The sequence below is a fragment of the Paraburkholderia sp. HD33-4 genome (assembly GCF_021390635.1).
Taxonomy (GTDB): domain Bacteria; phylum Pseudomonadota; class Gammaproteobacteria; order Burkholderiales; family Burkholderiaceae; genus Paraburkholderia.
In genome coordinates this window covers 628,506-641,984 of record NZ_JAJEJS010000001.1, presented here as the reverse complement: position 1 = coordinate 641,984, position 13,479 = coordinate 628,506, and the positions used below count along the sequence as shown (strand labels likewise).

Annotated in this window: 12 protein-coding genes; 5 read left to right on the top strand and 7 right to left on the bottom strand. The window is 64.2% G+C overall.

Features of this window, described 5'->3' with window-relative positions:
- Positions 1 to 3 precede the first annotated feature (3 nt).
- The 3 genes from L0U84_RS02905 to L0U84_RS02895 all read right to left on the bottom strand — a co-directional run bounded on the left by L0U84_RS02905 (position 4) and on the right by L0U84_RS02895 (position 2,821).
- On the bottom strand, positions 4 to 582 hold the full coding sequence (locus L0U84_RS02905) for a YqgE/AlgH family protein (protein ID WP_233847561.1): 579 nt from the start codon (positions 580 to 582) through the stop codon (positions 4 to 6).
- Positions 583 to 890: 308 nt separating this feature from the next.
- Positions 891 to 2,297: a hypothetical protein gene (locus L0U84_RS02900; protein ID WP_233847560.1), complete on the bottom strand. Its 1,407-nt coding sequence runs from the start codon at positions 2,295 to 2,297 to the stop codon at positions 891 to 893.
- A 353-nt stretch (positions 2,298 to 2,650) separates the two neighbouring features.
- Positions 2,651 to 2,821: a rubredoxin gene (locus L0U84_RS02895; RefSeq protein ID WP_006047743.1), complete on the bottom strand. Its 171-nt coding sequence runs from the start codon at positions 2,819 to 2,821 to the stop codon at positions 2,651 to 2,653.
- Between the two features lie 383 nt (positions 2,822 to 3,204).
- Between L0U84_RS02895 and L0U84_RS02890 the strand changes: the two genes are divergently transcribed.
- The 3 genes from L0U84_RS02890 to cysC all read left to right on the top strand — a co-directional run bounded on the left by L0U84_RS02890 (position 3,205) and on the right by cysC (position 6,255).
- Positions 3,205 to 4,068: a hydroxymethylpyrimidine/phosphomethylpyrimidine kinase gene (locus L0U84_RS02890; RefSeq protein WP_233847558.1), complete on the top strand. Its 864-nt coding sequence runs from the start codon at positions 3,205 to 3,207 to the stop codon at positions 4,066 to 4,068.
- 310 nt (positions 4,069 to 4,378) lie between these two features.
- Positions 4,379 to 5,590 carry a chondroitin 4-O-sulfotransferase gene (locus L0U84_RS02885; protein ID WP_233847556.1) on the top strand — a complete coding sequence of 404 codons (1,212 nt, stop codon included), beginning with the start codon at positions 4,379 to 4,381 and terminating at the stop codon, positions 5,588 to 5,590.
- 26 nt (positions 5,591 to 5,616) lie between these two features.
- Positions 5,617 to 6,255 (top strand): adenylyl-sulfate kinase, encoded by a 639-nt coding sequence (gene cysC, locus L0U84_RS02880; protein ID WP_233847555.1) that lies wholly within the window; start codon positions 5,617 to 5,619, stop codon positions 6,253 to 6,255.
- 199 nt (positions 6,256 to 6,454) lie between these two features.
- Here the strand turns inward: cysC and groL are convergent, their stop codons facing one another.
- From groL to L0U84_RS02865, 3 genes are all read right to left on the bottom strand, one after another.
- A complete protein-coding gene (gene groL, locus L0U84_RS02875; RefSeq protein ID WP_233828418.1) occupies positions 6,455 to 8,095 on the bottom strand; it encodes a chaperonin GroEL in 1,641 nt (546 codons plus the stop codon).
- 53 nt (positions 8,096 to 8,148) lie between these two features.
- On the bottom strand, positions 8,149 to 8,439 hold the full coding sequence (gene groES / locus L0U84_RS02870) for a co-chaperone GroES (protein ID WP_008923887.1): 291 nt from the start codon (positions 8,437 to 8,439) through the stop codon (positions 8,149 to 8,151).
- 416 nt (positions 8,440 to 8,855) lie between these two features.
- The gene (locus tag L0U84_RS02865) at positions 8,856 to 9,245 is read right to left on the bottom strand and encodes a hypothetical protein (RefSeq protein WP_233847553.1); all 390 of its coding nucleotides are present in this window, start codon (positions 9,243 to 9,245) and stop codon (positions 8,856 to 8,858) included.
- Between the two features lie 259 nt (positions 9,246 to 9,504).
- Between L0U84_RS02865 and L0U84_RS02860 the strand changes: the two genes are divergently transcribed.
- Positions 9,505 to 10,146 carry a hypothetical protein gene (locus tag L0U84_RS02860; RefSeq protein WP_233847551.1) on the top strand — a complete coding sequence of 214 codons (642 nt, stop codon included), beginning with the start codon at positions 9,505 to 9,507 and terminating at the stop codon, positions 10,144 to 10,146.
- Between the two features lie 80 nt (positions 10,147 to 10,226).
- The gene (locus tag L0U84_RS02855) at positions 10,227 to 11,978 is read left to right on the top strand and encodes a hypothetical protein (protein ID WP_233847549.1); all 1,752 of its coding nucleotides are present in this window, start codon (positions 10,227 to 10,229) and stop codon (positions 11,976 to 11,978) included.
- 275 nt (positions 11,979 to 12,253) lie between these two features.
- On the opposite strand, the gene gmd is transcribed toward L0U84_RS02855, so the two are convergent.
- Positions 12,254 to 13,372 carry a GDP-mannose 4,6-dehydratase gene (gene gmd, locus L0U84_RS02850; protein WP_233847547.1) on the bottom strand — a complete coding sequence of 373 codons (1,119 nt, stop codon included), beginning with the start codon at positions 13,370 to 13,372 and terminating at the stop codon, positions 12,254 to 12,256.
- Positions 13,373 to 13,479: the final 107 nt, after the last annotated feature.

Sequence of the window (13,479 nt, the reverse complement as noted above, 5' to 3'; positions counted from 1 at the left end):
CCCTCATGCGTGCCCAGCCTCGCCCGACAGCATCGACAGCGACACGCCGAGCAGCGCGAGCGCCGCTTCGAGACGATCTTCGGCCGGCACGTCGAAGACGATCTTCGGATCGGCCTCGACGGTCAGCCAGCCGTTCTTGGAGATTTCGTCCTCGAGCTGACCCGCGCCCCAGCCAGCGTGACCGAGCGTCAGCAGAAAGCGCTCCGGACCGGTGCCGCTCGCGACGGCCTCGAGCACGTCTTTCGACGTGGTCATTTCGAGCCCGCCCGGCACCGACATCGACGACGTGTATGCGTTGCCGCCTTTCGGATCGTGCAGCACGAAGCCGCGCTCGGTTTGCACCGGGCCGCCGAAATACACGGGAACATGGAGAAGCGGTTCGATCTCGAGCTTCAGATCGATGCGATTGAAGAGCGCCTGCAGGTCGATATCGGTCGGCCGGTTGATCACGAGGCCGAGCGCGCCGCGCTCACTGTGATCGCAAAGGTAGACCACCGTTCCTGAAAACGTCGGATCGGCCATGTTCGGCATGGCGATCAGGAACTGGTTGGTCAGATTGATGCGATCGGTACTCTTGGACATAGTTCGGATTTTAGCAAAGACGATGCGGGATGGCGGGCTGCTTTGAGCATTGCCGCACGTTGGGTTGCACGCTACGTGCCGCGCCATCGACGCCGGATCAAGTTGCACTCTATCACGCGCGCGACTCGTGCCATGCCGCGATCAGGCGCCGAAACACCGCGTAGAACGGCAGGTTCGGCGCGCCTCGCGCGGTGGTGAGATTGTGACTTGTCACAATGGGATTCAGCGGGTCCGGCGCGTGTCAGTCGAGGCGTTGCGAACGCAATTCGCGCGCCACGTCGCGCGTTTGGTTCGAGCCGGCTTGCGCTTCAAGCGCCGCCCTGCTCGATCGCGCGGGTGAGGGCGGCGAGCGCCGCCTGGTTGAAGCTGCGGCCGGCCGGCCCAACGCCCGCGGCGACCTTGTGCAGCGTGGCGCGCAAGGCCTCGGCGGCCTGCTCGAGCGTGTCGGCCGGCGGCGCGCCGACGATCACGTGCGCGCGCACCGCCGGCGTCGCGACGCCCGCATGCGCGCGACGCCGCCATGCGAGACCGAGCGCGTCGGCGAGCAGCGCCACGTCGCCGAGGCCGAGCGCGCAGGCGGCCGAGCCGAGCCGGTAGGCGGCGTCACCCGCCTGCAGCGCTTCGCCAGGATCGGCTTTCTCCGGCTGATCGGCCGCGCGGGCATGCGCGGCGAGCGCCTCGATCGACGCGTCGGCGGTCTGCAGAAAGTCTTCGTACGCGTTCGCGTTGACGCTCAGCACGCCAAGATCGCGCGTGTGCGGCAGCGACTGCGCCTCGCGCGCACCGGCCTCCCACAGCGCCTCCGACGACTGCGTGCCGGCCACGTGCCAGTCGACGGTCAAGCCGTAATCGTGCAGCACTTCGACCTGGTCGGCGTCTTGCGCGGCCGCGCCGAACAGCGCGTAGTCGCGCCACAACAGCGCGAGCGTCGCGCGCACCAGCGAACGCGGCGCGCGCTCGATGCCGCGTGCGTGATCCGCGAGCGCCAGGTTGCAGCGCGCGTAGAAGCGCCGCGCGTCGACATCGCGGATCGCGTGGCCGCGCGCGCGCAGCGCCTTCGCGCAGGCGCGTGCGAGCCGCCAGAAGTCGTAGGGATCGGGGCCGGCGAGTTCGGCGAAGACGGCGTCGAGCTCGTCGAGCGCGGCGTTCGTGACCGCAAGCGCCACCGCGCTGCCCGTGTCGGCCTGCGAGCGCAGCACCGGCAGCAATGCGCGCTCGTAGCGCGCCCGCTGATGTGCAAGCTGATCGGCCGATTGCGCGTGCAGCGAAGCCGGCGGCACCGGCCGCGCGCACAACGCGAGGTCTTCGAACGCGACGGCGGAGCCCGGCGTGGGTTCGACGAGTTGCGCGCACAGCTCGCGATAGTGGTTGAACAGCGTCGGCGAGCAGCTTAGCTCGCGCAGATTGTGACGCTCGAGCGCCGCGCGGAAGTCGCGCAGCGCCGCGCCGAACACCGGCCGCGCGCTTTCCGCTTCGGCTGGCTCGCCGCTCGCGAGCGGCGAGAGCCGCACGAGCGCGTCGGCGAAACGCTGCGCGCTGAGCCAGCCCGCCGTGCGCAATGCATGCGACGCGCGCAGCAGCGCGGCACCGCTCTCGTTGCGCTGCTCGAACGCGAGGGACGCCTCGGCGAGCGCGAGTTCCGCAGGGCGGACCGCGCCGCCGCGCGGATTCGGCAGTGCATCGATGGAAACGGGTGCTGCGGATCGAAGAGTCATGGGCAGGCGACACGAAGCTGACGGGGCCGTCGCTTCGCGCCGCGTGCTGAGTGAGCGGCCAACGCGCGAACCGGCGACAGGACAATGACAGACTACCGTTGCGACACGACGCGTCCGGCGATGTTCCGCGCCGGCGCGCTCAGACAGGCGCCGGCGCGCCGGACGCATCAAGCGATTGCAGCAATTGCGCGGTGCACGACACCGCAGACTTTCGGGAGCGAAGCTCAGGGTTCAGGTTCGGGACCGAACCTCGGGACCCGGTTTTGGGGCCGAAGCTTCAGGCGTTCCGCACGAACCCGTCAGACCGCGGCGCCGGAACCATCGACCGGCTGACGCCGGCGGCTTGCCGAACTTCAGATCTGGACCATTTCGAAGTCTTCCTTGCGCGCTCCGCACTCCGGACACGTCCAGTTGATGGGCACGTCTTCCCAGCGCGTGCCCGGCGCAATGCCTTCGTCGGGCAAGCCGGCCTCTTCGTCGTAAATCCAGCCGCAAATCAGGCACATCCAGCTTTGATATTCCATTCTTTTGTCGCGTCGTTGAGTCCGTGGAAGCGGGAGCCATGATGGTACCGTGTTGCCGCCCCCATGCCTAGCAATCGAAAACGCGCAATCGTAGCGTGGACCGGCCTTCGGCGGTGCGCCCGCATGCCGCGCACGCCCCGCTTGCGACGCCATGCCACGCGATAGCGGCGACCCGGCAAACGGTGGAGCGAGCCCTCGGGCAAGCTCGCGGCGCTAGCGCGGCAACTTCAAAACGATCCGCGCCGACCCACCGCAACAGCGGGCAGCGAGGCAGCCTCGAACGGGCCCTGTCGCGCGAAAAAACGCCCTCTGCACGGTTTAGGCCGCATAATTGAGCCAATTGCGCACTGTGCGCCGAAATCCTGCTTTCCTTATCCATTTTCATGCCCAGCGACACGCCTCCGATCGTCCTCACCTTCGGCCTCTCCGATCCCACCGGCGGCTCCGGCCTGCAGGCGGACCTGATGACACTTGCCAGCATGGGCTGCCACGGCGTTTCCGTGCTCACGGGCTATACCGTGCGCGACTCGGCGAGCTGCGACGAAGTCACCGGGCTCGACCCCGAAGTCGTCGCGACGCAGGCGCGCATGCTGCTCGAGGACATGCCGATCGCCGCATTCAAGGTCGGCGCGTGCACGCGCGCCGAAGTGGTGAGCGCGATCGCGGAAGTCGTCGCCGACTACGACGACATCCCGCTGATCCTCGCCCCAGACTTCACGCTCGACGACGAACACGTGCTCGCCGCCGACGAACTGCGCGAAGCGATCGCCGATCTGCTCGCGCCGCAAACCACGCTGCTGGTCGCCGACTCGGCCACCCTGCTCGCGCTCGCGCAGCCCGACGGCGACGCGGAGGCACCGAGCCTCGACGCGGCGATCTCGCACCTGCTGTCGCAGGGCTGCGAGTACATTCTGTCGACCGAAACCGGCACGCATCGGCTCGTCAACACCCTCTTCAGCGAGGACGGCCAGGTGCGTCAGGACATGTGGGACCGCGTGCCGCATCGGTTGACGGGCCTGACCGATACGCTCGGCTCGGCGATCGCGGCGCTGCTCGCCAACGGCCAGGAGCCGGCGGAAGCGGTGCGCGAAAGCCAGGAGTATCTGTATCAGGCGGTGCGCAATGCATTTCGGCCAGGCATGGGGGCGTACATGCCCGATCGCTTCTTCTGGGCGCGCAGCAGCGACGACGACGAAACGCCGCCCGCGCAAGGCAAGGGCGCGGAGCCCGGAGAAGCGCGGCACTGACCGCGCCATTCATCGGAATTGACTAAAAACCCGCTTCCAGGCGGGTTTTTTCATTCAATGTCCTTTGCGCGATTTCTGCGAATTTTCATTCGATTTTTGCCTAAATGAATAACGCAATTCCAATTTCGCTATCGATGCTGCCGCGGCCGTGCATATCGTGAGCTTTGGAGACGATGTATTTCGCATGTGAGCATGAATTTTGCTCGCGAGCCAATGTAACCGGACGTTTTGTGGCGTAATCAAACGTTACAACGTCGATGACACGCATTGTCTAGACTTAACGGATTCTTAACAAATCATATGTCCCCACATGTCGTTGCCCACCTTTTTCATCCATCCACCGAAATGCGGCGGTTCGACAGTCATTTCGTGTTTTGATTTGAATAAAGGGAATGATCAATTCATCAGTTTTGTCTGGGATCAGGATGGATGGGGAAACTGTCGCGCAAAGCTGCTCGAGACCCAGGTCGGTGGGGGCCATCAACCGTACGGCATTCATCGGGTGATCAAACATCCGGTCAACTACTGCACGATCTTGAGAGATCCGCTCGCGCGCCAGATCTCGCACTACTGGTATGCGGCGAACGGCAAGAACGGCGAGGTCACCCGCGGCGTCAGCGTATCGACGCCGGAGGCGCTGGCGCAGCAAGGCGTACTGTCGCTCGACGAGTGGGTCCGCGAATCGATCGGTGGCAGGAACCTGTTCGTGCAGATGCTGAGCGGCGAGCCGGCGGTCAACGAAGCGAGTCTCGCCGTCGCGCGAATCCATTTGCGCGAGCAGATCGGTACAGTCGGCGTTTGCGAGGACATCAGCGAATTCCTACTACGGCTCTGCGGTTCGACCGGGATGAAATTACCGTTTTATTTCGAAACGAATCGCACCAATGGCACGCCGCAAGGCAACGGGCACATAAGCGACACGGCCAGACAAAAGTTCATCGAGGACAACAGCTTTGATTACGAGCTGTTCCGCGACGCGAGCCGGATCGTCGAAGCCTATGCGCAAGAAACCGGCGACGTCTTTTCGAATGCGCTGGAACTGGTCCGCGTGATTCAGTCCGAAGTCAATCAGCTCGAGAATCCGCACGTCTACAGCTCGCCGGTTTTCGGCTTCGACGGCTCGTTCCTGTCGCGCGTGCATGAGGTGATCCGCCGCTTCGATCTGACGCCGATCGACACCTATCTGGAGTTCGCGCAAAGCCGCCAGCGTCCGCCGGTCGACTTGTTCGACGGCTTCGTCGATACCGTGCTGGAAGGCGTTGTGTACGGCTGGGCCGTCAATCTGAGCCGGCCGGAGCGGCAGGTACCGCTCGAGGTGCGGGTCGGTGCGCAGATCGTCGCGACCGGCCACAGCGGCGACCCGCGGCCCGATGTAGCGAGTGCCGGTTATCCGAGCTCGCACAGCGGATTTTCGATTGCGCTGCCAGACGGGAATCGGGAAGGCTTTCGCGTTACCATCGCCGATTCCACCGAAAGCCTGCACAACGCAGGGACGTGGCGGCAAGGCTGGCACTGCGAGTAAGCCGGAAGAGTCAGGAGAACTTATCCATGAAAGAGCCGCCGAGCTTCGTGCAACGCTTCCACGGCAACATCGGGGTGCAGGACCGCATACGCCTGTTCGATCAGACGCCGGCCACGATCTGGCTGACCGGCCTGTCCGGCGCCGGCAAATCGACGCTCGCGTTCGCGCTCGAGGAGCAGTTGATCGCGCTCGGTCATGCCTGCTATGTGCTCGACGGCGACAACGTTCGCCACGGTCTGGCGAGCGACCTGGGCTTCGATCGCGACGACCGGCGCGAAAACATCCGCCGCGTCGCGCATGTCGCCCAGTTGATGAACGACGCCGGCCTGATCGTGATTACCGCACTGATTTCGCCGATACGCGAAGACCGGGCGATGGCGCGCGAAATCATTGGCCCCGACAAGTTCGTCGAGACCTTCGTGTCCGCCCCGCTCGCCACTTGCGCGAGCCGCGATCCCAAAGGTCTTTACGCGAAAGCGAGGTCTGGCGAGATCAGCTCGTTCACGGGCGTATCGGCACCCTATGAAGTGCCAATCGATCCGCATCTTCACGTCGACACGGGCACGCTGAGCCCGGCGGAAAGCGTGGCGCAGATCTTCCAATACCTGCGCGAAAAGTGTCTCGGAACATCGACTCATCGTTTGGTTCACACGGCAGGCGCCTGATCCGCACGAAGCATTTCCGCACGTACCCGCCGATCTTCACGTCACGCCGGCTCCAAACGAAAAAACCCGCTTATGCGGGTTTTTTCGTTTGGGAATACGCCTCGCGGCGCACTCCCGGCAGGGACTTCCAGCCGGGCCTCGTCGGTGACCCAGCCGCGGTGGTTCAACCACGCGGCCGGACCACGAGGCCCGAGCGGAATTACATGTCCATGCCCATGCCGCCCATGCCGCCGGGCATGCCGCCAGGCATCGGAGCATCTTCCTTCGGCAGTTCGCAGACAGCTGCGTCGGTCGTCAGCAGCAGGCCAGCGACCGAAGCTGCGTTTTGCAGCGCCGTGCGCGTCACCTTCGTCGGGTCCACGACACCTGCGTCGACCAGGTCGACGTACTCGCCGGTCGCTGCGTTGTAGCCGTAGTTGCCGTTGCCAGCAGCAACCGCTGCCACCACGACGCTCGCTTCTTCGCCACCGTTGGTGACGATCTGACGCAGCGGCTCTTCCATTGCGCGCAGGACGATCTTGATACCTGCGTCCTGATCGGCGTTAGCGCCCTTCAGGCCAGCGATCGCCGTACGTGCACGGATCAGCGCGACGCCGCCACCAGCGACGATGCCTTCTTCCACAGCTGCGCGCGTTGCATGCAGTGCGTCTTCGACACGTGCCTTCTTTTCCTTCATTTCGACTTCGGTCGCAGCACCGACCTTGATCACTGCAACGCCGCCTGCCAGCTTGGCAACGCGCTCTTGCAGCTTTTCACGGTCGTAGTCCGAGGTCGCTTCTTCGATCTGCTTGCGCACTTGCTTGACGCGAGCTTCGATGTTCGCTGCTTCGCCAGCGCCGTCGATGATCGTGGTGTTTTCCTTGCCCACTTCGATGCGCTTCGCCTGGCCCAGCTCAGCCAGCGTTGCCTTCTCGAGCGTGAGGCCGGTTTCTTCAGCGACGACCTGACCGCCGGTCAGGATCGCGATGTCTTCCAGCATCGCCTTACGACGATCGCCGAAGCCCGGAGCCTTGACGGCGACAGTCTTCAGGATGCCGCGGATGTTGTTGACGACCAGCGTTGCGAGCGCTTCGCCTTCGACGTCTTCAGCGATGATCAGCAGCGGACGGCCAGCCTTCGCGACTTGCTCGAGCACCGGCAGCAGATCACGGATGTTCGACACCTTCTTGTCGTGCAGCAGCACGAACGGGTTGTCCAGAACGGCGACTTGCTTGTCCGGGTTGTTGATGAAGTACGGCGACAGGTAGCCGCGGTCGAATTGCATACCTTCGACGACGTCCAGCTCGTCTTGCAGCGACTTGCCGTCTTCGACGGTGATCACGCCTTCCTTGCCGACCTTGTCCATCGCTTCAGCGATACGATCGCCGATCGACGAATCGCTGTTCGCCGAGATCGCGCCAACCTGAGCGATTTCCTTGTTGGTCGTGCACGGCTTGCTGATCTTGCGCAGTTCTTCGATTGCGGCTGCAACAGCCTTGTCGATGCCGCGCTTCAGGTCCATCGGGTTCATGCCCGATGCGACGTACTTCATGCCTTCGCGGACGATCGATTGCGCGAGAACCGTAGCGGTCGTCGTGCCGTCGCCTGCGTTGTCGCTGGTCTTGGAAGCGACTTCCTTGACCATTTGCGCGCCCATGTTCTGGAGCTTGTCTTTCAGTTCGATCTCTTTCGCGACCGACACACCGTCCTTGGTGACCGTCGGGCCGCCGAAGCTGCGCTCGAGGACCACGTTGCGGCCCTTCGGACCCAGCGTGACCTTCACAGCGTTGGCGAGAATGTTCACGCCTTCGACCATCTTGGCACGGGCGGAATCACCGAATACGACGTCTTTAGCTGCCATCTTCTAACTCCTTGAATACTTTGGATATAACCGGGGAAGTAGCGACCTTGCGCTTACTTCTGCACCACGGCCATGATGTCTTCTTCGCGCATCACCAGCAGTTCGTTGCCGTCGACCTTTACGGTCTGGCCTGCGTACTTGCCGAACAGGACGCGGTCACCGACCTTCACGTCGAGCGCAATGGCTGCGCCCTTGTCGTCGCGCTTGCCCGGGCCGACTGCGAGGATTTCACCTTGATCCGGCTTTTCCGCTGCGGCTTCGGGGATCACGATGCCCGACGCGGTCTTGGTTTCTTGATCCAGACGCTTGACGATCACGCGATCATGCAAAGGACGAAGGTTCATACATACTCCTCTCTGATTGAGACTGAAGAACGCTGAGAAAACCCGGCTGGCCGAGCCAACCGGAGATGTTGTTAGCACTCTCGTGCAGCGAGTGCTAATTATATGGACGGGTGGTGACAAATTCAAGAAGTGAGGAGCAGCGCCGCCGCGGGCGGGGTTTTGCCACGACCGGCGCGGACCGGGCGCTGCGGCGCAGCGGTGAGCGCCACAGGCGAATGCGAGCAAAAACAATCACTTGCAGCGCGATTTAAGGCTTGCAGCCACGCTGCGCTGGGGCGATATGGCAGCCAAACCTCAGCCGCGCGCCGCAATGTATACCGCCGGATCACCCGTTCCCAGGGAATACCCTCGGCCGATTGAGCATAAGGTCGCAAGGTCGAGAAGTCTCCGACACCGACTGGCTCGTGCCGTTCAACTCACTTCGGCGCAGGCGGGTGCAGCGCATTGCCCGCCACCCACTTGAGCCGTTCGCAGTTGACCTTGATGCGCGCCGCGAATTCCTTCGGATCGCGCTCGCGCAGCGCGTTCATCTGGCTATTGCTGTTGTCCGCGCGATGCCAGCCCGCGTTCCAGTGCTGATCGAAATCGGTCGCACCGGTCAGCACCTTCCGGAGCCGCTCCTTATAGGCGCCGATGCGCTCGGGCGACACGTCGCAGAACGCCTGCGCGAAGTTCGCGCGCTCGCCCGCCGTCTCCGCGCTCATGTTGGCGTCGCTCGCGCCGCTCGCCGGCGGCGCGGCGAGCGACAGCATCGACAGACAGAGCGCTGCGCAAAGCGGCCGATAGCGATACGATAGGTTCTTCATCTTCGACTCCTGACGATCCTTCGTGGCGGCCAGGGATTGTCCCGATCTTCAACGCGGGTTCGCCAATTGTGTCCTGATTGCACTGCACGATGGCGTTTTCGCGCGCTATCCGATGCGTCGCATCGCGACTAGCGAGTGTTACGCTCGTTGGACCAGCCTTCGATAGCCTGACCGGCAGCGCGCCGGCAAAAGGCAGACCACGAAAGTGCTCAAGGACAACACTAACAATCGGCGAAACATCGCTGCGGGAGTGACTGCGATGCCATCTAAAACATATACCGTACTAACGCTGTTGGTGACGAGCAGTGCCGCGTTCGCGTGGCAGCCACTCACCTATCCGATCCGTAGTCAGAGCCCCTATGAGCGCGGCGTCGACAACGCGATGTGCTACGCGGAAGCGAGCCGCGTCAGCAACGTCGACATCCGTCGCGAGCCGCAGGTCCCTCCGCGTCCAAAGCCGGTAGCGAAAGGCTCGTCGACGGGCGCGCCGTCGAAGCCGCCTCTGCCGCCCAGTTCCTTCTCCGCCACACCACTGCCGTACGCCGCCGCAAGCATGCCGGACGGTGCAAGCATGCCGAACGGTGCGAGCATGCCGATCGCGGGCGCGCCCAGCGGCGCTTCGTCGGCAAATGCGGCGGACGCGGCCATCGCCGCCGCGGCCGCCGCTGGTGCGCGTGCCTCGGCCACCGCAGCGGCAGGTGCGTCAACAGCAAAGACCACTGCGGCCGCAGGCGCGAGCGAGGCAGTCGGCGCGTCGGCTGCATCGGACGCAGCGTTGCAGGCGAACGCGGCATCCGACGTCAAGCTGCCGCCGCTGCCCGCGCCCGAGCCGCCGATGACGCGCTATTGGGCCGCCTACGCCGCGTGCATGCAGGCGCGAGGGTACGTCGTCGCGCAGTAATTCACTGCTTGCGAGTCTCGTTGCCGTTTCGTGTTTCTTTGACCGAGGCGTCGTCATAAGACGCCCGTGAGGGACCGGCTATGTCTACGGATATCACTGCCAATCAGCAAGATCCCCGACGCTGCGATAACTGCGGTGCGCCTCTGGTTGGCCGCTTCTCGCCTTGTCTTTCGTGCCATTCGGTCGCGCTCGAAGCGTTTGGCGCTGATGCGGTCAAACTACCGGCGCGCAGAATCTGGCAGCCTTCGCCGGGCACGCTGGTCTATCGCTACGATTCGATCGACGAAGCCGAGTTGGTCGCGAAAGCCAAACGGCGCTCACGCGGCCGCATCGTGCTGGCCGTATCGGTGTTGGCGGTGAGTTCCGCTGTGTATCTGGCCTGCATTCACGGCGACGAGTTGCGCGTGGGTGTGCCGCTCGCGTCGACCGGCCTCGTGTCTGCACCAAACGGCAAGACCTCCGCTGCTGCCGCCGGGGACTCCAGGGCGGCAGGCAAACAATTGCTGCCGAGCGGCGTCGCCCAGCAACAGCAGCAACACCAGCAACACCAGACAGCAGACGTGGCGCAACGCCTTGCGTCGGTCGCGTCCTCGCCGGCTACTCCAGTTACCCCACCGGCCGCATCGACACCCGAGCGGCGCCAGGCCGTGTCGACAACGCCGGATGCCGCGCGAGTCACCGCCACTCCGCCGACTGACACGAACGATAAGCTGCGCGTCGATACCCGGCCGAGAGGCAGTTCGCAGCAACCGCCCGCTGAGCTCGCGCAGCAGCCCGCTCCGGTCCGGTCCTCGCCCGTTACAGCGCCAGCCGCGTTGCCGCCGGAGCAACACCGCATCGCGTCGACAACACCGGATGCCGCGCGCGTGACTGTCGCTCCGCCAGTTGGCGCCGAAGACAAACTTCGCACGGCCGCGTCGCCGAGTGCCGTCGAGCAACACGTCGCATCGGTCCGGCCCTCGCCAGTTACACCATCGGCCGCATCGCCTCTCGAGCAACCCCGCGTCGCGTCGACAACGCCGGATGCCGCGCGCGTGACTGCCGATCGCCCGCCAAGCGCGCAAAATAAACTGCGCGCCGATGCTCCGCCGAGCGCCTCCGCGCAGCAACCACCCGCCACCGTCGAGCAACGCGTCGCATCGGTTCGGCCTGCAGCGCCCACACCGCCGGCCGCATCGCCACCCGAGCAGCGCCACATCGCGTCGACAACGCCGGATACCGCGCGCGCCGCCGACAATCACCCGACTAGCGCACAAAGCAATCCGCGCGCCGATGCTCGGCCGAGCGCCCCCGCGCAACAACGACCCGCGATCGTCGCGCCACGCCTCGCGTCGGTTCGGCCTACAGCGCCCACACCACCGGCCGCGTCGCCATCCGAGCAGCGCTCCATCGCGTCGGCAACGCCGGATACGTCGCGCGCCGCAGCGCCGCAGCCGATTAGCGCTGAAGATCAACGACGCGCCGATGCGGCCAGATATCTGAAAGCGGCACATGTCAGTCTGAAGGCGAACAATCTGTCGGCCGCCAAATCGCGGATTGCCGCAGCCCTGGCCGCTCAGCCCGACAACCGCGACGCGCAGCGCCTGCGCTCCACGGTGCATACGCTCGAACAGCAGCGCGATGCGCTACTCAGCCTCGCGCGCGGCTGCCGTTCTATCGAGCACTGGGATTGCACGTCGCGCAACGCTGGTATCGCGCTGCAAATCGATTCGAGCAGCAAGGATGCACGGCGTCTGGCGACACGGGCCGAGCGCGAATCTGGACTGCAGATCGTGTCGTCAGCTGACGACGTTACCGAGCCATTGCCCCGGGTGCGCTACCTGCATCATTGAGGTTGCGCCGCAGACGGCGAGCGACGCGCGAAGCCCATGCATGCGCGTCGCAACGTAACGCCGGGGGGAGCTGGCGAGAAACCGCGGACCTTCCCGTAACGCGCAACGCGCAATCCCGCAATCCCGCAATCCCGCAATCCCGCAATCCCGCAATCCCGCAATCCCGCAAACAAAAAAATACGCGCCCGCAGCCGTCGGCGGCAAGCCGACAGTTGCGGGCGCGCAGCGCATCACGTCAGCCGACCACCAAACCGCCGGCCGCCCGGTGATGCGAGTTACTCGTGATGCTCCAATGCAGTAAAGCCAGCCAGCGTGACGAGTGCGTCGCGGCGTGCGATCTGGTAGTCCGAGCGCACCATTTCCTTGACCAGTTGATCGAACGACGTGGTCGGCTTCCAGCCCAGCCGCGCATGCGCCTTCGACGGATCGCCCAGCAGCGTTTCGACTTCGGCCGGACGGAAATAGCGCGGATCGATCCGCAGGATCACGTCGCCGGGCGACACCTTGATCTCCCGCCCTTCGACCTTTTCGACGATGCCGACTTCATCCACGCCGCTGCCTTCGAAGCGCACGGTGATGCCGAGTTCAGCGGCCGCCTTCTGAACGAACTGACGCACGCTGTATTGCTCGCCGGTAGCGATCACGAAATCTTCGGGCTGGTCCTGTTGAAGCATCATCCATTGCATTTCCACGTAATCGCGGGCGTGGCCCCAGTCGCGCAGCGCCGACAGATTGCCGAGATACAGCATCTTCTGCGTGCCCACCGCAATGCGCGCGATCGCGCGGGTGATCTTGCGCGTCACGAAGGTCTCGCCGCGCACCGGCGATTCGTGATTGAACAGAATGCCATTGCACGCGTAGAAGCCGTAAGCCTCGCGATAGTTGACCGTGGTCCAGTAAGCGAACAGCTTGGCGACCGCATACGGGCTGCGCGGATAGAACGGTGTGTTTTCGTTCTGGGGCACCTGCTGAACGAGCCCATAGAGTTCCGACGTGGACGCCTGATAAAAGCGCGTTTTCTGCTGCATGCCGAGAATTCTGATCGCTTCGAGGATGCGCAACGTGCCAAGACCGTCAGTGTTGGCCGTGTATTCGGGCTCCTCGAACGACACAGCGACATGGCTCTGCGCCGCGAGGTTGTAGATTTCGTCCGGCTCGACGCGCTGGATCACGCGCAGCAGGCTGGTCGAGTCGGTCAGATCGGCGTGGTCCAGAAAGAGTCGTTGCTCCGGTTCATGCGGATCGCGGTAGAGATGATCGATCCGGTCCGTGTTGAACAGGGACACCCTGCGTTTGATGCCGTGTACGATGTAGTCCTTGGCGAGCAGCAACTCGGCCAGGTATGAGCCGTCCTGTCCCGTAATGCCGGTGATCAGCGCAACCTTGCGTTTCATCGAACCTTCTCCCAGATAAAGTTTCCCGATACCTATCCGAACCCCGAACCCGCACTGCTCTCATTCGTAGACAGACGCCGTGGTATGGTCCGGCGTTCTGCCGAAGG